This is a genomic window from Streptomyces sp. NBC_00285, assembly GCF_036174265.1.
Lineage (GTDB): Bacteria > Actinomycetota > Actinomycetes > Streptomycetales > Streptomycetaceae > Streptomyces.
The window spans coordinates 1,956,881-1,978,539 of record NZ_CP108055.1 but is presented as its reverse complement, the minus strand read 5'-3'; the positions used below and the strand labels follow the sequence as shown (position 1 = coordinate 1,978,539).

General features: G+C 72.0%; 20 protein-coding genes. 13 read left to right on the top strand and 7 right to left on the bottom strand.

Annotated elements, in window-relative coordinates; all coding sequences use genetic code 11:
• The first annotated feature begins 240 nt into the window (after positions 1 to 240).
• The 3 genes from OHT57_RS08995 to OHT57_RS08980 all read left to right on the top strand — a co-directional run bounded on the left by OHT57_RS08995 (position 241) and on the right by OHT57_RS08980 (position 4,055).
• Positions 241 to 1,413, top strand: coding sequence for an acyl-CoA dehydrogenase (locus OHT57_RS08995; RefSeq protein WP_328745547.1), 1,173 nt, complete (start codon positions 241 to 243; stop codon positions 1,411 to 1,413).
• 333 nt (positions 1,414 to 1,746) lie between these two features.
• Complete coding sequence (locus tag OHT57_RS08985) at positions 1,747 to 2,862, top strand: hypothetical protein (protein WP_328745545.1); 1,116 nt, start codon at positions 1,747 to 1,749, stop codon at positions 2,860 to 2,862.
• A 98-nt stretch (positions 2,863 to 2,960) separates the two neighbouring features.
• Positions 2,961 to 4,055, top strand: a complete 1,095-nt coding sequence (locus OHT57_RS08980; RefSeq protein WP_328745544.1) for a phosphotransferase family protein — start codon at positions 2,961 to 2,963, stop codon at positions 4,053 to 4,055.
• A gap of 10 nt (positions 4,056 to 4,065) precedes the next feature.
• On the opposite strand, the gene OHT57_RS08975 is transcribed toward OHT57_RS08980, so the two are convergent.
• A complete protein-coding gene (locus OHT57_RS08975) occupies positions 4,066 to 4,497 on the bottom strand; it encodes a hypothetical protein (protein ID WP_328745543.1) in 432 nt (143 codons plus the stop codon).
• 267 nt (positions 4,498 to 4,764) lie between these two features.
• On the opposite strand from OHT57_RS08975, the gene OHT57_RS08970 reads away from it, so the two are divergent.
• The 4 genes from OHT57_RS08970 to fxsA all read left to right on the top strand — a co-directional run bounded on the left by OHT57_RS08970 (position 4,765) and on the right by fxsA (position 8,871).
• Positions 4,765 to 5,205: an Lrp/AsnC family transcriptional regulator gene (locus OHT57_RS08970; RefSeq protein ID WP_328745542.1), complete on the top strand. Its 441-nt coding sequence runs from the start codon at positions 4,765 to 4,767 to the stop codon at positions 5,203 to 5,205.
• A gap of 100 nt (positions 5,206 to 5,305) precedes the next feature.
• Entirely contained in the window at positions 5,306 to 6,892 is a 1,587-nt protein-coding gene (locus OHT57_RS08965) for an amidohydrolase (protein ID WP_328745541.1), read from the top strand.
• A 545-nt stretch (positions 6,893 to 7,437) separates the two neighbouring features.
• Positions 7,438 to 8,232: a polyprenol monophosphomannose synthase gene (locus OHT57_RS08960; protein ID WP_328745540.1), complete on the top strand. Its 795-nt coding sequence runs from the start codon at positions 7,438 to 7,440 to the stop codon at positions 8,230 to 8,232.
• 72 nt (positions 8,233 to 8,304) lie between these two features.
• Positions 8,305 to 8,871, top strand: coding sequence for an FxsA family membrane protein (gene fxsA / locus OHT57_RS08955; RefSeq protein ID WP_328745539.1), 567 nt, complete (start codon positions 8,305 to 8,307; stop codon positions 8,869 to 8,871).
• 88 nt (positions 8,872 to 8,959) lie between these two features.
• On the opposite strand, the gene OHT57_RS08950 is transcribed toward fxsA, so the two are convergent.
• The 4 genes from OHT57_RS08950 to yczE all read right to left on the bottom strand — a co-directional run bounded on the left by OHT57_RS08950 (position 8,960) and on the right by yczE (position 12,473).
• Positions 8,960 to 9,334 (bottom strand): RNA polymerase-binding protein RbpA, encoded by a 375-nt coding sequence (locus OHT57_RS08950; protein WP_003977404.1) that lies wholly within the window; start codon positions 9,332 to 9,334, stop codon positions 8,960 to 8,962.
• A 266-nt stretch (positions 9,335 to 9,600) separates the two neighbouring features.
• Complete coding sequence (locus tag OHT57_RS08945; protein ID WP_328745538.1) at positions 9,601 to 10,956, bottom strand: MFS transporter; 1,356 nt, start codon at positions 10,954 to 10,956, stop codon at positions 9,601 to 9,603.
• A 63-nt stretch (positions 10,957 to 11,019) separates the two neighbouring features.
• Positions 11,020 to 11,787 carry a glycerophosphodiester phosphodiesterase gene (locus OHT57_RS08940; protein WP_328745537.1) on the bottom strand — a complete coding sequence of 256 codons (768 nt, stop codon included), beginning with the start codon at positions 11,785 to 11,787 and terminating at the stop codon, positions 11,020 to 11,022.
• A complete protein-coding gene (gene yczE / locus OHT57_RS08935; RefSeq protein WP_328745536.1) occupies positions 11,784 to 12,473 on the bottom strand; it encodes a membrane protein YczE in 690 nt (229 codons plus the stop codon). Before yczE ends, OHT57_RS08940 begins: the two co-directional genes overlap by 4 nt.
• Positions 12,474 to 12,537: 64 nt before the next feature.
• On the opposite strand from yczE, the gene OHT57_RS08930 reads away from it, so the two are divergent.
• The gene (locus OHT57_RS08930) at positions 12,538 to 14,037 is read left to right on the top strand and encodes an SCO1417 family MocR-like transcription factor (protein WP_328745535.1); all 1,500 of its coding nucleotides are present in this window, start codon (positions 12,538 to 12,540) and stop codon (positions 14,035 to 14,037) included.
• Positions 14,038 to 14,160: 123 nt separating this feature from the next.
• Here the strand turns inward: OHT57_RS08930 and OHT57_RS08925 are convergent, their stop codons facing one another.
• Positions 14,161 to 15,723: a hypothetical protein gene (locus OHT57_RS08925; protein ID WP_328745534.1), complete on the bottom strand. Its 1,563-nt coding sequence runs from the start codon at positions 15,721 to 15,723 to the stop codon at positions 14,161 to 14,163.
• Between the two features lie 40 nt (positions 15,724 to 15,763).
• Entirely contained in the window at positions 15,764 to 15,958 is a 195-nt protein-coding gene (locus OHT57_RS08920) for a hypothetical protein (RefSeq protein ID WP_046262076.1), read from the bottom strand.
• A 217-nt stretch (positions 15,959 to 16,175) separates the two neighbouring features.
• Between OHT57_RS08920 and OHT57_RS08915 the strand changes: the two genes are divergently transcribed.
• The 5 genes from OHT57_RS08915 to OHT57_RS08895 all read left to right on the top strand — a co-directional run bounded on the left by OHT57_RS08915 (position 16,176) and on the right by OHT57_RS08895 (position 21,618).
• Positions 16,176 to 16,568, top strand: a complete 393-nt coding sequence (locus OHT57_RS08915; protein WP_328745533.1) for an ankyrin repeat domain-containing protein — start codon at positions 16,176 to 16,178, stop codon at positions 16,566 to 16,568.
• Positions 16,569 to 16,869: 301 nt separating this feature from the next.
• Positions 16,870 to 18,288 carry a HEAT repeat domain-containing protein gene (locus OHT57_RS08910; protein WP_328745532.1) on the top strand — a complete coding sequence of 473 codons (1,419 nt, stop codon included), beginning with the start codon at positions 16,870 to 16,872 and terminating at the stop codon, positions 18,286 to 18,288.
• Between the two features lie 188 nt (positions 18,289 to 18,476).
• Complete coding sequence (locus OHT57_RS08905) at positions 18,477 to 19,610, top strand: glycosyltransferase family 4 protein (RefSeq protein ID WP_328745531.1); 1,134 nt, start codon at positions 18,477 to 18,479, stop codon at positions 19,608 to 19,610.
• Positions 19,607 to 20,770: a glycosyltransferase gene (locus OHT57_RS08900; RefSeq protein ID WP_328745529.1), complete on the top strand. Its 1,164-nt coding sequence runs from the start codon at positions 19,607 to 19,609 to the stop codon at positions 20,768 to 20,770. The genes OHT57_RS08905 and OHT57_RS08900 overlap by 4 nt, the downstream gene beginning before the upstream one ends.
• Positions 20,767 to 21,618 carry an SGNH/GDSL hydrolase family protein gene (locus tag OHT57_RS08895; RefSeq protein WP_328745528.1) on the top strand — a complete coding sequence of 284 codons (852 nt, stop codon included), beginning with the start codon at positions 20,767 to 20,769 and terminating at the stop codon, positions 21,616 to 21,618. The genes OHT57_RS08900 and OHT57_RS08895 overlap by 4 nt, the downstream gene beginning before the upstream one ends.
• The last annotated feature ends 41 nt before the right edge of the window (positions 21,619 to 21,659 follow it).

The window sequence follows — 21,659 nt, the reverse complement described above, 5'->3', positions numbered from 1 at the left end:
TCGGACCAATCCGAGGTCGTTGCCGGTTCCGTTGCCGGCGGGCCGGGCCGCCTTGAAGTAAGCGGTCGTTAACCGGTGACCTGGTCCCCCTTGTCGGGCATACTCACAGGGCGCAGCCGCTGGTCAGCAGCTTCCGAGACCCGGGAGACGCGAGCAGCGACCGGCGCCGGTGAGACCCGGCGGAGCCGCCCCACCCCACGGCGTGCGTCCGTCAGCCCCCTACAGGAGGAGAGCGTCCCCATGCCCGACCGCGCCCCGCAGCCAGTGGACCGGCATCTGCCCACGGACGAGGCCCGGGACCTGATCTCGCTCGTCCGCGACATCGCGCAGCGAGAGATCGCCCCGAAGGCGGCCGAGGAGGAGGACGCCGGGCACTTCCCGCGCGAGGTCTTCACCCTGCTGTCCAGGACCGGCCTGCTCGGCCTGCCGTACGACTCCGAAAACGGCGGCGCCGACCAGCCGTACGAGGTCTACCTCCAGGTCCTCGAAGAACTCGCCGCCGCCCGCCTGACCGTCGGCCTCGGCGTCAGCGTGCACACCCTCGCCTCCTACGCCCTCGCCACCTACGGCACCAAGGCGCAGCAGGCCGAGCATCTGCCCGCGATGCTCGGCGGCGGACTCCTCGGCGCCTACTGTCTGTCCGAGCCGTCCTCCGGCTCGGACGCGGCCTCGCTGCGCACCAGGGCCGTCCGGGACGGCGGCGACTGGGTCGTCACCGGCACCAAGGCCTGGATCACCCACGGCGGAGTCGCCGACTTCTACACCGTCATGGCACGCACCGGCGAGGAGGGCCCGCGCGGGATCACCGCGTTCCTGGTCCGCGCCGACGCGGAGGGGCTGAGCGCCGCGGTGCCGGAGAGGAAGATGGGCATGAAGGGCTCGCCGACCGCCCAGGTCCACTTCGACGGGGTGCGCGTACCGGACGAGCGGCGCATCGGCGAGGAGGGGCAGGGCTTCGCGATCGCCCTGTCCGCGCTGGACTCGGGGCGGCTCGGTATCGCCGCGTGCGCGATCGGGGTGGCCCAGGCGGCCCTCGACGAGGCGGTCGGCTACGCGACCGGGCGGCGGCAGTTCGGGCGGCCGATCGCCGACTTCCAGGGGTTGCGCTTCATGCTCGCCGACATGGCGACCCAGATCGAGGCGGGCCGGGCGCTGTACCTCGCGGCGGCACGGCTGCGCGACGCCGGGCGGCCGTTCGCCAAGCAGGCGGCCATGGCCAAACTGCACTGCACCGACACCGCGATGAAGGTCACCACCGACGCCGTCCAGGTCCTCGGCGGCTATGGCTACACCGCTGACTTCCCGGCCGAGCGGTACATGCGCGAGGCCAAGGTCCTCCAGATCGTCGAGGGCACCAATCAGATCCAGCGGATGGTCATCGCCCGGCACCTAGCGGGTCCGGAGACGCGCTGAACTGACCGGGCCTGACCTGCGGCGCCGCGAGCCGGACCCACTCCGGATCATGGCGCCCCGGCAGGGTGCGGCCGCCGCTGGCCCAGGTGTGCAGCAGGTCGCGGTAGATGGGCGGGTCCTGCGGTGGTGGTGGCGGGGCCGGCGGCGCGGGGAGCGGAATCAGCGCAACCGATTCTGCGAACGGCGCGTATGCGGAGGTCATACCGGGGCAACGCGGCGGCCCGCGGCGGGGTCACCGGTTCCGGGAATCGAGCGTGCGTTCACGGCCGTGCATCTGGCCTCCGTCAGTCGGCTGACGTACCGTCAGCGACGTTGCCTGACAGGGAGGTTGAGGTGGCCGACGACCGCCCCGTGCCGCTCGACGAGTACCCCGTGCACCAGGTTCCCCTGTCCATGAAGCATGTGGCCACGGGGGACCGCAACGCCTACGACCGCTGCATCTTCCACGTCATCGACGACGAGGGGAGCGCCCTGCTCATCATCGGGCTCGGGGTGTACCCCAACCTCGGGGTGATCGACGCCTACGCGACTCTGCGCCTCGGCGACACCCTGCACGCGGTGCGCGCCTCGGACGCGCTCGGCGACGACCGGATGCGGCTGCACGTCGGTCCCGTGTCCGTCGGTGTGCTGCAGCCGCTCCGCGAGTTCGTCCTGGAGTGTGATCCGGACCCCGACGATCCGGACGGACTGTCGTTCATGATCAGGTGGTCGGCGGGCTTCCCGCCGCTGTGGGAACCGCACCACCAGCAGCGGCGCGGCGGGCGCCTCACCCTGGAGGGGAAACGGTTCGTTCAGGCGGGCCGTTGTCACGGCGTGCTGCGCGTCGGCGGGGAGGAGATCCAGCTGACCCCCGATCGCTGGACCGGAACCCGCGACCGCAGCTGGGGCGTGCGCACGGTCCCCGGCGAGGACGGCGGCCGACTCGCCGAGGACCATCCGACCGAGGGCTTCCACTGGCTCTGGAGCCCGGTGCACCTCGGGGACCGCTTCCTCATGGTGATCGTCCAGGAGGACGCCGACGGCCACCGCTCTCTCAACGACGCGACCCTCGTCCGTCCCGGCCACCGCGACCGCCAACTCGGCTGGCCCCAGCCCGAGATCACCTACCGCTCCGGAACCCGTCACCCCGAACGCGCCCTCGTGCGCCTCGGCGACATCCGCAAACCCATGGAGCTGGAGATGGAGGTCCTCACCTCCTCGCCGCTCGCGCTCGGCGCCGGCTATCCGCCCGCCGACGACTGGCAGCACGGCACCTGGCAGGGCCGCGACTGGACCGACCGCCGTACCTACGACCTCACCGAGCCGCACCCCCTGGCCGGGTACGGCGTCACCGACCACGCCGCCCGCTTCCGGCTGGACGGCCGGACCGGCCACGGCATCTTCGAACACGGTTCGTTCGGCCGGCACGACCCGAGCGGCTTCACCGGCTTCGACTCGGTTGCTCCATAAGGGCGTTGACCGCACGGACCTCCGCACGGCGGGCCGACCCCGTGAAGCCCCGCACCGGGCGTCGGCCACCCGGAGCTCCACACAAGGGAGTTGACCCCATGGCCACGGCACCCCGCCCCCGCACCACCACCCGCGACCCCGAGGAGCTCACCCACCGCCTCACCGCCTGGCTCGCCGCCCGGCTGCCCGGGGCAAAGGCCGTCGACGTCACCGTCCCGGCCACGAACGGCCTGTCCAGCGAGACCCTGCTCTTCGACATCGAGCACCCCGAACCGCCGCTGCGGGCCTGCGCGTTGCGGCTCGCCGCGGACCCGTCGGCGTACACGGTCTTCCCGGTGTACGACATGCCCCGCCAGTACCGCACGATGCAGACCGTGGCCCGCTTCTCGGATGTGCCGGTGCCGAGGGTGCAGTGGCTGGAAGAGGACCCGGGCCCGCTCGGCGCGGCCTTTTTCGTCATGGAACGCGTGGCGGGGCGAGTGCCGCCGGACGTCATGCCCTACACCTACGAGGGCAACTGGTTGCACTCCGCGAGCGACGCCGAGCGCGAGCACCTGGAGGCGGCCACGGTCGGGCTGTTGGCCCGCCTGCACGACCAAGTCCCGCCAGCGGAAGCAGAGTTCCTGGCACTGCCCGGCGACGGCGACACGCTGCGCCGTCACGTCACCGCCCAACACGCCTACTACGACTGGGTGGTCGACGGACTCGCCCGCTCACCGCTCATCGAGCAGGCCTTCGACCGGCTGGAGGAACTCTGGCCGCGCGCTCCCGGCGCTCCCGTCCTCAACTGGGGCGACGCGCGCATCGGCAACGTGATCTACGACGGCTTCGACCCGGTGGCCGTACTGGACTGGGAGATGGCGGCCCCGGCCCCGCGCGAGGTCGACCTCGGCTGGACCGTCTATCTGCACCGCTTCTTCCAGGACCTGACGGTCGCCTTCGGCCAGCGCGGACTGCCGGACTTCCTGCGTCGCGACCGGATCGAGGCCCGGTACGCCGACCTCACCGGCCACACACCGCACGACATGGACTTCTTCACGCTCTACGCCGCACTGCGGCACGCGATCGTCATGCTGCGCGTCGCCTACCGCCAGGCCCACTTCGGCGAGGTGGCCGTACCGGCGGACCCGGACACACTGATCCTGCACCACGGCAGCCTGCGAGCCATGGTGCAGGGCAGCTACTGGGACTGAGCGAAGCGGCTCAGGCGGCCTGACGCCGTATCACCGGCACGGGGCGCGAGCCCCGGCCACCGACGTGCGAGAAGGGCTGGGTCCGCCAGTCGAGTCCCTGAGGGAGCGTCAACAGCAGCGCAGTGTCCTGCTCCTGAAGCTCCGCCGACTCGTCCGCCGACCGGGCCTCGGAGGCCGTGCGGCCCGTGCCGGTGCAGACCGTCAGACCGAACGGGTTCCACGGCGAAGCGCACAGCGCGTGCTCCGGCAGCTTCTCCTCGTCCGCCAGCAGGGCGATGGGCTGCACGCAGTCCGGGCAGATCACCCGGTACATCTCGAAGGTGTCGTACGCGTCGAACTCCTCGTCGTCGAGGGCGTCGGTCTCGAAGCCCTCCGGTTCGAGCTCGACAACCGCCTGGAGTCGCTTGGGCGCGGTACGTCCAGGACGCTTAACACTCTGCATGGGTTCTCCCCCTAGGGCTGGGCCGTGACGGCACTGCGGCCTCGACCACAGCAAGCACTTCCCGTCCCGTCACGGACGTAATCACGAGACCATCACCGGGGCCCGCGCAGGGGTGTGGCCTTCGTCACATGCCGATTGCAGATGCCCGCCGCGTTCGCTTTGTCCCTCGGACGGCAGCCAGGAGACCCCCGGTCACATCACGAACCGGGCATGACCTGGGCCGCTCAGGTATCGGTGGAGATCAGACGCACTGTAGGTTCTTGCGCCATGGAGGAGCTGGACCGACAAATCGTGCAGCTGCTCGTCAAGGACGGGCGGATGAGTTACACGGACCTGGGCAAGGCCACGGGCCTGTCCACGTCGGCCGTGCACCAGCGGGTGCGACGGCTCGAGCAGCGTGGTGTGATCCGCGGGTACGCCGCGGTGGTCGACCCAGGGGCGGTGGGCCTGCCCATGACAGCCTTCATCTCGGTGAAACCGTTCGACCCCAGTGCCCCGGACGACATCGCGGACCGGCTGGCGGGCGTACCCGAGATCGAGGCCTGCCACAGCGTCGCGGGCGACGAGAACTACATCCTCAAGGTGCGGGTGTCGACCCCGCACGAGCTGGAGGAGCTGCTGGCTCGCCTGAGGTCACTCGCGGGGGTGTCGACGCGGACCACGGTGGTCCTGTCGACCCCGTACGAGGCGCGGCCACCGCGCATCTGAACGAGCCTGCGCCAAAGGGCCGCGACCAGCCGCGACGAAGCGGAGTCCGGCCGTGCACCCGCACCCCCGGGGGCGCCGGGCTCCCTGCGAAACTGTCCCCATGAGTGAACCGAAGACCGTCCTCCTGCGCCGCGGCGAGGTCCACAGCCCCGCCGACCCGTTCGCGACCGCGATGGTCGTGGAGCGAGGCCAAGTCGCCTGGGTGGGGTCGGAAGGTGCCGCGGACGCCTTCGCGGACGGCGTCGACGAGATCGTCGACCTGGACGGCGCCCTGGTCACCCCCGCGTTCACCGACGCCCACGTCCACACCACCGCCACGGGCCTCGCCCTGACCGGCCTCGACCTCTCCGGCGCCCCCTCCCTGGACGCGGCCCTGAGCCTCGTACGGGACTTCGCGACCGCGCGTCCCGGCGACCGCGTCCTGCTCGGGCACGGGTGGGACGCCGCCCGCTGGCCCGGCGGCCGCCCGCCCACGCGCGTGGAGCTCGACGAGGCGACGGGCGGCCGCCCGCTGTATCTGAGCCGGATCGACGTCCACTCGGCGGTCGTGACGACGGCACTGCTCGACATGACCTCCCTGGGGCTCCTCGACGGCCCCCTCACCGCCGACGCCCACCACGCCGTCCGCGCCACCGCCCTCGGCTCCGTCACACCCGCCCAGCGCGTCGAGGCCCAGCGTGCCGCCCTGGCCCACGCCGCCTCCCTGGGCATCGGCACCGTGCACGAGTGCGCCGGGCCCGAGATCTCCTCCGAGGACGACTTCACGGGTCTGCTGCGGCTGGCCGCCGAGGGGACCGGCCCCAGGGTCGTCGGGTACTGGGCGGAGCAGGACGTCGACAAGGCCCGGCGACTCGGCGCGGTCGGCGCAGCCGGAGACCTCTTCGTGGACGGCGCCCTCGGCTCGCACACCGCGTGCCTGCACGAGCCGTACACCGACGCCGACCACACCGGGCTCGCCTACCTGGACGACGCCGCCGTGGCCGCCCACGTCACCGCCTGCACCGAGGCGGGCCTCCAGGCCGGCTTCCACGCGATCGGCGACGCGGCCGTGACCACCGTCGTCGCGGGCGTCCGCGCCGCCGCGGAGAAGCTCGGCCTCGCCCGCGTCCGTGCCGCCCGGCACCGTGTCGAACACGCCGAGCTGCTCACCCCCGAGGCCGTGGCCGCCTTCGCCGAACTGGGCCTCACCGCCTCCGTCCAGCCCGCCTTCGACGCCCTGTGGGGCGGCGAGGACGGCATGTACGCCCAGCGGCTGGGCCGGGAGCGGGCGGGCCGCCTGAACCCCTTCGCGGCCCTCCTGCGGGCTGGTGTCCCGCTGGCCTTCGGCTCCGACAGTCCCGTCACCCCCCTCGACCCGTGGGGCACGGTCCGCGCGGCCGCCTTCCACCGGACCCCCGAGCACCGCGTCTCCGTGCGCGCCGCCTTCACCGCGCACACCCGCGGCGGCTGGCGGGCGGTGGGCCGCGACGACGCGGGCGTCCTGGTGCCCGGCGCTCCTGCCGACTACGCCGTGTGGCGTACCGGCGAACTGATCGTGCAGGCCCCCGACGACCGGGTCGCCCGCTGGTCCACCGACCCCGGCTCCGGCACCCCCGGTCTTCCGGACCTGACGCCGGGGCTCGACCTGCCCGTCTGTCTGCGCACCGTGGTCGGCGGACGGACCGTCTTCGTAGGGCCGGGCGAGTGATCTCCGGGGGTGGCGCGGCACCGATCGGCCGCACGCCCCCTGTCGCGCGACCTGCGCATCCTCCCCGCTGACCAGGGCGTTGGTGGTAGATGCGCAGGTCGGAGGAGTGTTGACAGGCGACGGCAGGGGGCCGGTAGGTTCGGCCGGGTCCACCACCGGACACCCGACCGGGGAACCTCCATCGAGTCGTCGCAGCGCCGCTGGGTCAGACGGTGTACCGCACCGGAGCACCGCCACTGGGAGCCAGGCTCAGCGCTCGCGCCACGGCGAGGGAACGTTCCGTCCGGCCGGGGAGGTGTGACCCGGGTGGGGCCCGGGGGCTCAGTAGACAACGGCTTTCGGTCGACCCGCAGCCAGCGGGCCCCAGGTCGGCCCGAAGGGCGCCGGGCCCCCATCCGCAGCAGGGACCGCGATTCCACAAGGGTGAAAATCGGACTCTTACCCCGTTCTTGTGGAAACGACACCAGCATACGAACGCCTTGTCACGTCATCGCAGGCCGCGCCCATTATGGTGGACGCCTGCGCAATGACTCGAAGGGGCAGCAGTGAACGACGGCGACGGGACCCGCACGGCACAGGGGACGCGTTTCGGCCCGCTCGGCACGACCTTGGTGATCATTCCGACCTATGACGAGGCGGAGAACATCAAGGCCATCGTCGGCCGGGTGCGCAAGGCCGTCCCCGAGGCGCACGTCCTCGTGGCCGACGACAACAGCCCCGACGGCACAGGCAAGCTCGCCGACGAACTGGCCGTCGGGGACGACCACGTCCAGGTCCTGCACCGCAAGGGCAAGGAAGGTCTCGGCGCCGCCTACCTCGCGGGCTTCCGCTGGGGCCTGGAGCACGGTTACGGCGTCCTGGTCGAGATGGACGCCGACGGCTCCCACCAGCCCGAGGAACTGTCCCGTCTGCTGACCGCCCTCAAGAGCGCCGACCTGGTCCTCGGCTCCCGCTGGGTGCCCGGCGGCCGGGTCGTGAACTGGCCCAGGTCCCGCGAGATCATCTCCCGCGGCGGCAGCCTCTACTCCCGCGTCGCCCTCGACCTGCCCCTGCGTGACATCACCGGCGGTTACCGCGCTTTCCGCCGCGAGACCCTCGAAGGCCTCGGCCTCGACGACGTCGCGTCCCAGGGCTACTGCTTCCAGGTCGACCTCGCCCGCCGCGCGGTCAAGGCCGGCTACCACGTCGTCGAGGTGCCCATCACCTTCGTCGAGCGCGAACTCGGCGACTCGAAGATGAGCCGCGACATCCTGGTGGAGGCCCTGTGGCGGGTCACCACCTGGGGTGTGGGGGAGCGGGTCGGCCGGATCACAGCCCGGGGAAAGCGCGCACAGCCTTAGTCGTACGCCCTCACAGTCCCGGCTGATCGTCTCCTTATCCCGTGCTGAGCCGCGCCCAGGCACACTGGACGCATGACGACAGGCGCTCCGACCCCCACGTATCCCGCCCGGCCCCGCCGCTCCCGTATGCGCACCTTCCTGCCGCTGGGTATCGCCGCCTGGCTGGTGCTGGAGATCTGGCTGCTGACCGTGGTCGCGGGCGCGGCGAGCGGGTTCGCGGTGTTCCTGCTGCTGATCGCCGGCTTCGTCCTCGGCTCGGTGGTGATCAAGCGGGCCGGCCGCCGTGCCTTCCAGAACCTGAACGAGGCGCTCCAGCGGGGCGGCACCCCGTCGGGCTCCGGCAGCGGGGGCAACGGCCTGATGATGCTGGGCGGCCTGCTCCTGATGATCCCGGGCCTGATCTCGGACGCGGTGGGCCTGCTCCTGCTGATCCCGCCCGTCCAGAAGGCCGTCGGCCGCTACGCCGAGCGCACCTTCGACCGCAAAATGCGCGCGGCTGTTCCGGGCACCCTGGGTGACGCCTTCCAGCAGGCCCGTATGCAGCGCCCCGACGGCAAGGTGGTCCAGGGCGAGGTCATCGTCCGGGACGAGCCGGGCGACGACACCCCGCAGGGGTCGCGCCCGCCGCTCACGCGCTGAGCCGGCAGAGGGCAGCAGAAAACCGCGGGCGCGGTACGTGAATCACGTACCGCGCCCGCGGTTTCTCGTATGTGCTGCTGTGTCCCGCTCAGGCCGACTTGCGGCTGTCTCGGGGGTGAACAGCGATGTTCATCGCCCCCGAACGCAGAACCGCCAGACGCTCCTCAAGGACCTCTTCGAGTTCCTCTCGGGTGCGTCGCTCCATCAGCATGTCCCAATGTGTACGCGCAGGCTTGGCCTTCTTTTCCTCAGGGCCGTCGCCGTCCACGAGAAGTGCTTGGGCCCCGCAGACCTTGCACTCCCACTCGGGCGGGATCTCCGCCTCGACCGAGAAGGGCATCTCGAAACGATGCCCCTTCTCGCATGCGTACTCCACGGCCTGGCGCGGGGCCAGGTCGATGCCGCGGTCCGTCTCGTAGCTGGTCACCACGAGGCGCGTGCCGCGAAGAGCTCGCTCACTCATGAATCGTGCCTCCCGGGCTTGTCGCCCACAGGACAGGTGTCGCTGTCGTCGTCATCCGGTCAACGTCCGGTCGGCGGTAAAGATTCCCGTTCCGGGTCCCGTCCCGGGCAACGCGTCGCCGTCGTAGCCGCCCCTTGTTGTACCCACCAGTGCCCGGTTTGTCACATCTGCTAGTAGATGTCACCCAGTGTTCGGCATCTTTGACGCGCAGTAACGGTACGCCTGGCAGGCCAAACGCGTACACTACAGCGCTTTCGTGTTGAACGCTAAATCCTTTCCGGTACCGGATTGCCCGCGTCGTTGATCGCCCGCCCCACCGGAACCCGTGCGAGCAGCACGAATCCGATGACGAAGAAGACCACCAACGAGATGATCGCGTCCCGGTAACTTCCCGTCAGCTGGTAGGTGATCCCGAACAGGAGCGGGCCCAGCCAGCTCATGCCCCGGTCGCTCATCTCGTATGCCGAGAAGTATTCGGCCTCCTTGCCCGGCGGGACGAGATGCGAGAACAGGGAGCGGGACAGGGCCTGACTGCCGCCGAGCACGAGCCCGATCCCGGCGGCCAGGACGAAGAACCACCCGGGCGCGCCGGCGGGCAGGAAGTATCCGGCCCCGAGGACCGCCGCCCAGGCGACCAGTGAGCCGAGGATCGTGCGTTTGGCCCCGTACGCCCGGGCGAGTCGCCCGAGCGCGAGCGCCCCCGCCACCGCCAGCACCTGGACCATGAGCACGGCCGTGATGAGGGTCGACTGTTCGAGATCCAGCTCCTCGGAGCCGTAGATCGAGGCCTGGGAGATCACGGTCTGGATGCCGTCGTTGTAGATGAGGTACGCGAGCAGGAAGGCGAGGGTGAGCGGGTGGCGGCGCATGTCGCGGACGGTGGCCGCCAACTGCCGGAAGCCGGGGGCGGTCGACTCCTTCGGGCGCTCAGGGGTGGCACGGCGGTCCCGCAGCCGTCGTAGCGGGACCACGGCGAAGGCGCCCCACCACAGCCCCGCGGAGGCCAGGCAGATGCGGACCGCCGCGCCTTCGGAGAGGCCGAAGGACTCGTGGCCGGTGTAGAGGACGAGATTCCCGACCAGGACCAGCGAGCCCGCCGCGTAGCCGAACGCCCAGCCCTTGGAGGAGACCGCGTCGCGTTCCTCGGGCGGGGCGATCTGCGGGAGGTAGGAGTTGTAGAGCATGGTCGCCACGGACTGCGCGGCGTTCGCGACGATCAGCAGGACCCCGCCGAGGAGATACCGCTCGCCGCCGAGGAAGAACATGGCGGTCGTCGCGGCGGCCCCGGTGTACGCGGCAGCGGCCAGCAGGGGTTTCTTGCGGCCGGAGCGGTCGGCGGCGGCGCCCACCAGGGGCATCACCAGCACGGCGACGATCACCGACAGGGACACCGAGTACGCGAAGAAGGAGCCGGCGCGCACCGGGATCCCCAGCGGATGGACGTAGCCGTCCGCGTCCGCCGCGTTCTTGGCGACCGAGGTCAGATAGGGGCCGAGGAACACGGTGAGCACGCTCGTCGAGTAGACGGAGCACGCCCAGTCGTAGAAGTACCAGCCGCGCTGCTCGCGCCGCCGCTCGGTGGCCTCGTCCGCCGAGCCCGCCCGCACGGTGTCGGTGCCCACCCGTGCCCTCGCTTCCCCGTGAATGCCGTGCGCGGGCCGGGGGAGGGACGGGCCGGACGGGGGTCAGACCCAGATGCCCCGGTCCTCCATGACCTTGCGCAGTGTGTCGATGTGATCGGTCATGATGCCATCGACTCCCAGGTCCAGGAGCCGGTGCATGCGATCGGGTTCGTTGACGGTCCACACGTGCACCTGGAGCCCGCGCGCGTGGGCGGTGCGCACGAACCGGTGGTCGACCACCTGGATGCCGGACTGGGCCTCGGGCACCTGGGCGGCGACGGCCGAGCGGCGCAGCGTCGCCGGCACGCCCCATGAGCGCAGCCGCAGGTTGAGCACGCCCCGGGTGCCGTACGACGTCGCCAGGCGCGGCCCGGCCAGCCGCTGGGCGCGCATCACCCGTGCCTCCGAGAAAGAGCCGACACAGATCCGGTCCCAGGCGCCGGTGCGCTCGATGAGGTCCAGGAGTGGCCGGAGAGCGGGTTCGGCCTTGACGTCGACGTTCCAGCGCGCTTCGGGGAAGGTCTCCAGGAGCTCCTCGAAGAGCGGTACGGGCTCCTTGCCCGCCACACGCGCGCGTTCTATGACCGCCCAGCGCAGGTCGGCTATCCGGCCCGCGCCGTCGGTCACCCGGTCCAGCGTCGCGTCGTGGAAGGCGACCAGCTTGCCGTCCGCCGTCGCGTGGACGTCCGTCTCCAGATATCGGTAGCCCGCCTCGATCGCCCGCCGGAACTGGAACGCGGTGTTCTCGAGCCCGTCCGCCGCCCCGCCCCGGTGGGCGAAGGGGATGGGGCCGGGATGGTCGAGGTAGGGGTGGCGTATCGGCGAGGTCACGGACGGATTATCGCTCCCTGCGGTTGCCCGCCGGCGACGACCGTGCTGCCGTCGGATGCCGGGGGGACGGCGAACACGCGCAGGAAACGCTGGGCGAGCGGTCCGATGGACACCGCGTACAGGACGGTGCCGATGCCGATGGTGCCGCCGAGGACGAACCCCGTGACCACGACGGCCACTTCGACCGCAGTCCGCATCAGACGGATCGAACGGCCCGTCCGCCGATGAAGCCCGGTCATCAGGCCGTCCCGCGGGCCGGGGCCGAAGACGGCGGCGATGTACAGCCCGGTCGCCGCGCCGTTGAGCAGGATGCCGGCCAGCAGGAGAGGGATCTGTACGGCGAGTCCGTGCGCCTGTGGGACCACCGCGAGGGTGCCGTCCATGGCGATGCCGACCACGAAGACGTTGGAGACCGTGCCGAGGCCCGGCCGCTGGCGCAGCGGGATCCACAGGAGCAGCACCGCCGCGCCCACGATGATCGACACGACACCGATCGACAGCCCCGTCAGCGCGGCAAGTCCCTGGTGCAGCACGCCCCAGGGCTCCAGGCCCAGACCTGCCTGGACGAGCAGGGCGGAACTGACCCCGTACAGGGCGAGTCCCACGTACAGCTGGATCAACCGTCGCCCGAGACGGCTCTGCGTGGACAAGGTGGGTCCCCCTGTGGTGGTAGTGGCCTGACTCATGTCACTCTGTGGCTTGGGATGAGATGCCATCCATGGCCAATTCTGGGAAGGTGGACTGATTTCGGTGACGCAGTGGACCTCGGCGGTGGGTGCCGCGCAGCTCGCCCGGCTGCTCAGCTCCCAGCAGGACCGCCCGGCGGGCCCCGGTACGCGCCGGCCGCCGGCCTACCGCGCACTCGCCGACGGCATCCGCCTGCTGGTCCTGGAAGGACGGGTCCCGGTGGCCGCCCGCCTGCCCGCGGAACGCGAGCTGGCCCTCTCCCTCTCGGTCAGTCGTACGACCGTCGCGGCGGCCTACGAGGCTCTGCGTGCCGAGGGTTTCCTGGGGTCCCGGCGCGGCGCGGGCAGCTGGACGGCGGTCCCGGCCGGGAACCCCCTCCCCGCACGCGGCCTCGAACCCCTCCCGCCCGAGGCCCTCGGCTCGGTGATCGACCTGGGCTGCGCGGCGCTGCCCGCCCCCGAGCCGTGGCTGACGCGTGCGGTCCAGGGCGCCCTGGAGGAACTGCCGCCCTACGCCCACACGCACGGCGACTATCCGGCCGGGCTGCCCGCGCTGCGCGCGATGATCGCCGAGCGGTACAGCGCGCGCGGGATCCCGACCATGCCGGAGCAGATCATGGTCACGACGGGGGCGATGGGCGCCATCGACGCCATCTGTCACCTGTTCGGGGGACGGGGGGAGCGGATCGCCGTCGAGTCGCCCTCGTACGCCAACATCCTTCAGCTGATGCGGGAGGCGGGCGCCCGCCTCGTGCCCGTCGCGATGGCGGACGGGCTGACCGGCTGGGACATGGACCGCTGGCGTCAGGTGCTGCGGGACGCGGCGCCGCGGATCGCCTATGTCGTCGCCGACTTCCACAACCCGACCGGTGCGCTCGCCGGCGAGGACCAGCGGAGGCAGTTGGTGGAGGCGGCGCGGTCCGCGGGGACCGTGCTGGTGGCGGACGAGACGATGACCGAGCTGTGGCTGGACGAGGACGTCTCGATGCCGCGGCAGGTGTGCGCCTTCGACCCGGCCGGGTCCACCGTGGTCACCGTCGGTTCCGCCAGCAAGGCGTTCTGGGCGGGGATGCGGATCGGGTGGGTGCGGGCGGCGCCGGACGTGATCCGCAGCCTGGTCGCCGCACGGGCCTATGCCGACCTCGGAACGCCTGTCCTGGAGCAACTCGCCGTGAACTGGCTGTTCACCACCGGGGGCTGGGAGCAGGCGGTGCACCTGCGGCGGGAGCAGGCCAGGGAGAACCGGGACGCGTTGGTGGCGGCGGTGCGCAGGGAGCTGCCCTCGTGGGAGTTCGAGGTGCCGCAGGGCGGGCTGACGCTGTGGGTGCGGGCCGGAGGGCTGTCCGGGTCGAGGCTGGCCGAAGTCGGGGAACGGGTGGGCGTGCGGGTCCCGTCAGGGCCACGGTTCGGGGTCGACGGGGCTTTCGAGGGGTATGTGCGGCTGCCGTTCACGGTGGGCGGTGCGTTGGCGGACGAGGCCGCGACCCGACTGGCCGCGGCGGCACGGGTTGTGGAGAGCGGGGGGTCCGGGGGCGGCGAGGTGCCTCGTACGGTCGTCGCGTGAACGGGGCGGCCGGCCGGGGACGGTCGCAGCTGTGGGACTGACGGCAACCGCAACCGCCCAGGGGTGCGGGGAACCGCGCGACAGGCCCCCATGCGGCCGGAGCCGCACGACAACCGCTGGTGGCTACGGCGCTTCGGCGACCACCGCTTCCGCGGGGACCGTCTCCCCGTCCGCCGGCGTCGTCCGCGGCGGCAGCAATGCCAGCACTGCCTGCCGGTGTGCCTCGCTCGTCGCTTCGTCGTACGGATCCGGAGTCGCCGGGACCTGAAGGCGATGGACCGGCCCGGTGCCCAGACGGGCGTACCCGCGGCCGGGCGGGACCTGGGTGACCGGAGTCGTGTGCGCGGGCGCTCCCAGCACGGCCTCCAACTGGTCCGGCGTCGCCGGGCCCAGCACGACACGCGCGCGTGTGTGCTGCCGTACCGGATCGCTCAACGCCTCCGCGCTGTCGAACTGGTCGGCCACCACCACCGTGACGTTCGCCGCACGACCGTGCCGCAGCGGGACCTGGAGCAGGGACTGCGGATCCGTGCGGCCGTCCGCGGCGGCCAGGTGGGTGAAGGCGCTCGGACGGTCGAGGAGGATCCACAGCGGGCGCCTGGTGTCGTCCGGCGGGGGGTGGCCGGCCTGACGGGCGCGGTTGGCCGCGATCAGGCGGCGTTCCGTCTCGGTCGCCGCCCACTCCAGGCTCGCCAGGGCCCCCGCCAGTCCGCACTCGACCGCGAGAACCCCGTCCCGCCCGGTCAGGCACGCGTACTCGCCGGTGCCGCCGCCCTCGACGACGACGACATCGCCGTACTGCAGGGCCTGGAGCGCGATGGAACGCAGCAGGGTCGACGTGCCGCTGCCCGGCTGGCCCATGACCAGCAGGTGCGGCTCGGTGGAGCGGATGCCGGTGCGCCACACGACCGGCGGGACGTCGCGCTGCCCGTCGCCGTAGCCGAGCGGGAGCGTGCGCTGGACCTGGGTGGGGTCGGTGAAGCCGAGGACGGTCTCGCCCGGGGCGGTGACGAAACGCTGGGCGGCGATGTCGGTGGGCAGCGGGACGAGGACGGAGACCGTGAGCTGGTTGCCCTCCTCGTCCCAGGTGAAGTGGTATTCGCGGCCGCGCCCTGACTTGGCGTACAACAGCTGCTCGATACGGGCCCGGGACGGGGCCTCGCCGTCGGTGAAGTACGCCGGGTAGTGGATCACCAGGCGGGTGATCCGGCCGGTGCCGTCGAAGTCGTACGCGGGGAAGGCCTTCTCCCATTCGCCGCCGTGGGTGTACAGCGGGGCCGGGTCCTCGGCCGCCGAGAAGTACGGGACGAGCGCTTCGTACAGCGACTGGAGGCGCTGTGTCTGCGACTCGTCGGGTCCTTCCGGCTCCGGCGGTCTGTGATCCCGGCCCTGCCAGGCTGCCGCCGCCATCACGGTGATGACGGCGAGGAGCGGGCCGTACGGCACCAGTGCCACGACCAGGACCACCGAGGCCACCAGGAACAGCAGCGGTCCGCGCCTGTCCTTGGGGGTGTCGGCCCATCTGCGCCGACCGGCCGAGGCCAGCCGGCGCAGACCGCGGGTGATCGTGATCAGCGGGTGGAGGACGTCGGTGGCGCTGTCGGCCGCCGTCCGGGCCAGCTCCCGGCTACGGGCGATCTGCGCGCTGCCTGTGCTCAGGATGCGGGGAAGGGGGCGGCGAGCCACTGCGGTCTCCTGAAGGTGCGTACGGACGGGAGGGGCGGCGTCAGAACTTGATGCCGCCGAGGAGGCTCGCGAGGCTCTCGCCACCGGCCTTGATGCTCGGGGCGATGGCCGTGCTGGCCAGGTAGAAACCGAACAGGGCGGCGACGAGGGCGTGGGACGCCTTGAGTCCGTCCTTGCGGAAGAAGATGAAGACGACGATGCCGAGCAGGACGACGCCGGAGATAGAGAAGATCATTTGAGTGCTCCTGGTTCGCGGGGACAGTCACCATGAGTACTTCCAGGATCACAGCATGTATCCATACGACAAAAGCTGCAAAAGGGTGAATTTCTTTTGATTTCACCAGGTTGGCGGAGTCGTGGTGATCTTCACCTCCGACACATCGGGTCATGTGCCGCGCGAGCCAGTACCCTTGCGATTCACCTGAACGGTTGTATGGAAGGCGGACCGGCCGATGACTGAAGCCCCCGACCCCGAGGTCGTGGAGCTGGCGACCAAGATCTTCGATCTGGCCCGGCAGGGGCAGACCGAGGCTCTCGTGGCGTACGTCGACGCGGGTGTTCCGGCAGGCCTCACCAACGACCGCGGGGACTCGCTCGTGATGCTCACCGCATACCACGGCCACGCGGACGCGGTGAGCGCCCTGGTGGCCCGTGGAGCGGCGGCGGGCGGCGTCAACGACCGGGGCCAGACACCGCTCGCCGGAGCCGTGTTCAAGGGCTCCGCGGACGTCATCAAGGCCCTCCTGGAGGGTGGCGCCGACCCTTCCGAGGGCACGCCGTCCGCCGTCGACACGGCCAGGATGTTCGGCCGGACGGAACTTCTCGAACTGTTCGGCGCACACTGATCCGTATGTTCTGACCAGCTGGAACACAGAAAACGGGGGAGGCGGTACGGGGCCGCCGAAATTTCGGTCGCGGCAGACGGAAGTGCCGGGTCATCATGACGTCGTGGTTCACGGACGTGATGGCAGGGCAGGTGATGCCGCACCGCGCGGACCGTGACACGGGTCCGCATGGGCCACCGACGAGAGGCAGAGGAAGATGGCTTACAGCAAGCAGGAAACGGCGGACACCCCGACGTGTCGGCGCGCGGCCAGGTAATGCACGTCCCCGGTTGCGTCGACGCTTGATGTGAGGCTGTTTCCCATGTTCGATCCGGTCATAGCGCCCAGCGGCACGCTGCTCGGCCTGCTCCAGCGGGGCCGCGGCGACGGCACACTGCACGCGCTCACCGCCCCGCGAGCCGAGGCGCTCGCGGCCCTGAACCACTGTGTGCTGCGCGATCCCCGCCACGACTGGCAGGTGGAGAACCGCTCGCTGTACTACGCCCGTCTCTATCTCGACCTGAACGGCGAGCTGGACGAGATCGAGGCGCACCTCTTCGAGGTCGACGACGTCTTCGACACCGAGGAGTCACGCACGGGCCTCGCCCTCGCCGTCCTGGGCCACCTCGCCTCCTACGGCAGGCGCGACGCGCTCGGACTCCTGCGCAGGTACGCCGCCTCGGGCTCCAACTGGGCCTGGGCGCTGGACGAACTGGCGCTGCGCGACGACGACGCCGGGCTGCGGTCTCTCGCCGCCCCCGTCCTCGCACGCTTCGGGACCGATCCCGAGGGAGAGGCCGAACTGGCCACCGCCGTCCGGGACGCCTTCGAGCCGAGGCCATGGCGCCTGTGGGCGGACGATCCACGCGAATCCGTCTCCACGCGTGTGCGCGCCGCTCAGGAGAGCGGCTGTTTCGACCTCTGGCAGCGGCAGATGCGACCTGCCGGGCCCCGCCCGGGGTGGAGTGTGCAGGCCGTCTTCGAATGGGCCCAGCAAGGCGTCGAGCGGGGGGCCGTCCTGTATGTGCCCGCCGCCCGCTGCCTGACCGCCGTCGCGGGCCCCGAGGACCGGCCCGAGATCCTTGCGGCAGCCAAGGACGGTACCGAGGGGGCGCGGTGCACCGCTCTGCGCTATCTCGCCGACGGCAATGATCCCGAGGCCTTCGACCTGATCGAGGCGGCCGTTGTCACCGGCTCGCCGGCCGTCGTGGAGGCCGCCCTCGACTCGTTCGAACGTATGCGCAGTATCGCCGCCGTGGACCGGGCGCGCGGCTGGGCCCGCCGGCCCGATCCACTGGGTGCCGCCGCCGGACGCATGCTCGCCTGTCTGGGCGGAGTCCAGGACCGGGACCTCGTGCTCGCGGCCCTCAGGGAAGCCGTACGGGGCGAGGGCCCCGACGCGCACACCCTGTGGACCCTCGTCGACGGCACCGGCCGGCTCGGCATCGCCTGTGCCGCCCCCGTGCTGCGGCACATCTACCGGGAGACGGCGTCCTCCCATCTACGGGGCCGGGCCGCCCACGCGCTCGCCGCCACCGACCCCTCCTTCCCCAGCGGATTCGCCGTCGAATGCCTGTGGGACTGCGAGGAGGCCACCCGCGAGATCGCCGCCAGGCACGCCGAGACCGGCGACGCCAGGGTCGTGGAGCGACTGCGCCGGCTCGCCGCCGACCCGGCCGAGGAGGGCGAGGTGCAGACCGTGGTCCGCGGCCGTATCGGACCGGACACGGCCGCCATGTGACACCCGCCCCGAACGAGTACCGGTGGGCACCGTCACGCCCACCGGATGAACTCGCGGTGACCCGCGGGGCAGGTCCGCATGGACGTGGCCCGACCTGCTCGGGTGCGCACCGGAACGCTCATGGGACGTTCCCCGCCCGGAAAGATCCACGTTGACGTGACCACGTCCGGCGCGGCGACAACAGCCCTATGCGTGTCGTCATCGTGACCGAATCCTTTCCCCCCGATGTGAACGGCGTGGCCCACTGCGCGCTCCAGACCGCCCGGCACCTCGTAGATCGCGGTCACCTCCCGCTCGTCGTCGCGCCGGCCACCGCGTCCGGCCCCGAGCCCGGCGTGGACGCCCTCGCGCCGTGCCCCGTCGTCCGTGTCCCCTCCCTCCCGCTCCCGGGCTACCCACAGGTCCGCGTCGCCCTCCCCAGCAGGCGCGTGGCCGCGGCGATCGTCGAGCATCGTGCCGACGTGGTCCACCTGGCCAGCCCCTTCGTCCTCGGCGTCCGCGGCATGGCCGCCGCCGCCCGGCTCGGCGTCCCCGCCGTGGCCGTCTACCAGACCGACCTCGCCGGATACGCCCGCACCTATGTGCACGCGGGCGAGGCCGCCGCCTGGCGCCGCATCCGTTCCGTCCACGCCGCCGCCGACCTCACCCTCGCCCCGTCCAGCGCGTCCCTGCAGGACCTGGAGACGCACGGCGTGCCCCGGGTCAAGCTGTGGCCGCGCGGCGTGGACACCGTCCGTTTCCGCCCTCATCTGCGCGACGAGGCACTGCGCCGCCAACTCGCCCCGAACGGCGAGACGATCGTCGGCTACGTGGGGCGGCTCGCCCCCGAGAAACACATCGAGCTGCTGGCCGACGCGTGCCGCCTTGAGGGCGTCAAGGTCGTGGTGGTCGGCGACGGGCCGAGCGCGCCCCACCTCGAACAGGCGCTCCCCGGCGCGGTCTTCCTGGGCCGTCGCATGGGCGACGAACTCGCCCGGATCTTCGCCTCCTTCGACGTCTTCGCCCACACCGGCCCCTTCGAGACCTTCTGCCAGACCGTGCAGGAGGCCATGGCAAGCGGTGTGCCCGTCGTCGCACCGGCCGCGGGCGGCCCGCTGGACCTGGTCGCCCACGGGCGCACGGGGTTCCTCGTCCCGCCGCGCGACCCGGCCGCCGTACGGGACGCGGTGCGGTCCCTGGCCGCCGACCCAGGAATGCGTGCCGAGTTCGGTGCCGCCGCGCGGGCCATGGTCGAGGGACGTACCTGGGCGGCCGTCGGCGACCAGCTGATCGGCCACTACGCAGCCGTGCTCAGCGGCCGGAAGACGGCGGTGGCGGCATGAGCGGGCAGTCACTGCGGATCGTGCGTCTGGCGAACTTCGTCGCTCCCGCCTCGGGCGGCCTGCGCACCGCCCTGCGCGAGCTCGGCAAGGGCTATCAGGCGGCCGGGCACGAGTCCGTGCTCGTCGTGCCGGGCGACCGCCCGAGCGACCGGCAGACCGAGCAGGGACGGATCATCACCCTGCCCGGCCTGCTGCTGCCCGGCACCGGCGGCTACCGCGTCCTCGCCGACAGGCGGCGGGTGGCCCGGCTCCTGGAGGAACTCGCCCCCGACCGCCTGGAGGTCTCCGACCGTACGACCCTCAGGTGGACCGGCAAATGGGCCAGGCGGGCCCGGGTCCCCGCCGTGATGGTCTCCCACGAGACCGCCGACGGAGTCCTGCGCACCTGGGGCCTGTCGGAGACGGCGGCCCGGCGCACCGCCGACGCCCTCAACGTCCGTACGGCGCACACGTACGCGCGTGTGGTGTGCACCACGGAGTTCGCCGAGCGGGAGTTCGTGCGGATCGGAGCACGCAACGTCGTACGGGCCCCGCTCGGCGTCGATCTGGTCGAGCGGCGTCCGGCACTGCGCGACGCGGGCCTCAGGAACCGGTACGCGCGCGAGGACCAGACGCTGCTCGTGACCTGCACCAGGCTGTCCGTGGAGAAACGGCCGAGCACCGCCCTGGACGCTCTGGAGTCCTTGGTGCGGCGCGGCCGGCGGGCGGTGCTCGTGGTGGCCGGGGACGGGCCGCTGAGGCCGCGCCTGGAGCAGCGGGCACGGGAGCGCGGGCTGCCGGTCACGTTCCTCGGCCACGTCCTCGACCGCGGACTGCTCGGCGCGCTCCAGGCGTCCGCCGACGTGTGCCTGTCTCCTGGACCCGCCGAGACGTTCGGGCTCGCCGCGCTGGAGGCGATGGCGTGCGGTACGCCGGTAGTGGTGAGCGCCTCCTCCGCGCTGCCTGAGGTGATCGGCTCCGCCGGGGCCGTCGCCGCCGACCGCGGGGAGGCCTTCGCGGACGCCGTGGACATGCTGCTCGAACAGTCCGAGCCGGAGCGCCGGGAGTCCGCACGCGCGCGTGCGGAGTGCTTCGGGTGGGACACGGCGGTCCGGGCGTTCCTCGCCGCTCATGACGCGGACGTCCTCGTCCGACGCTCCGTGCCCGGAGGCGTGGCATGAGAGGCCCGCGCTTCGTCGCCCTCGGTGACTCGCTCACCGAGGGCGTGGGGGATCCCGTCGAGGGCGGCTGGCGTGGCTGGGCCGCGCTGCTCGCCGACGGGCTCTCCGCCAGGGAGGTGGACTTCGCCAACCTCGCGGAGAGCGGGGCGCAGACCCGGGACGTGTTGGAGCGGCAACTGCCCGCGGGGCTCGCCCTGCGGCCGGACATCGTGTCCGTGGTCGTCGGTGTGAACGACACCCTGCGCTGCACCTTCGACATCCATGCCGTGGCCGAACGGCTCGACACGGTCTACGCGGCCTTCCGTGAGCAGGGTGCGCTGCTGCTCACCGCGTGTCTGCCCGACCCGGGCACGATGCTGGGGCTGCCCGGTGCGCTGGCCCGGCCGCTGGCACGGCGGCAGCGGGCGGTCAACACCGTGGTGCACGCGCTGTCCGAGCGCTACGGGGCGGTGCATCTGCATGCCGCGCAAGGAGACTGGACCACCGAACGGGCGATGTGGAGCGCGGACCGGCTGCATCCCGGCGAGCGGGGGCACCGGCAGTTGGCGGTGCGGTTTCATCAGGTGCTGGCGGAGCGGGGTGTGGCGACGGGGGCCCCGCCCTCGGCCGAGCCGGAGTTTCCCGTGCCCACGAAGTCGGCGAGCATGTGGTGGCTGGCCACGGCGGGGACCGGTTGGGTCGTCCGGCGCTGCACCGATCTGCTGCCGCAGTTGGTGACGCTGGCCGTGGCCGAGATGCGCCACCGCGCGCGGGGGACGAGCGGGCGGCTGGATCTGCGGACCGCGCACGCGGTGTCCACGGCGCTGGCGGCGTTGTCCGTGCAGGAGCAGCGGCCCGAGGCGGCATGAGGGCGTCGGCGGGTGCGGGTGCGGCCGCGTGGGGGCTGGTC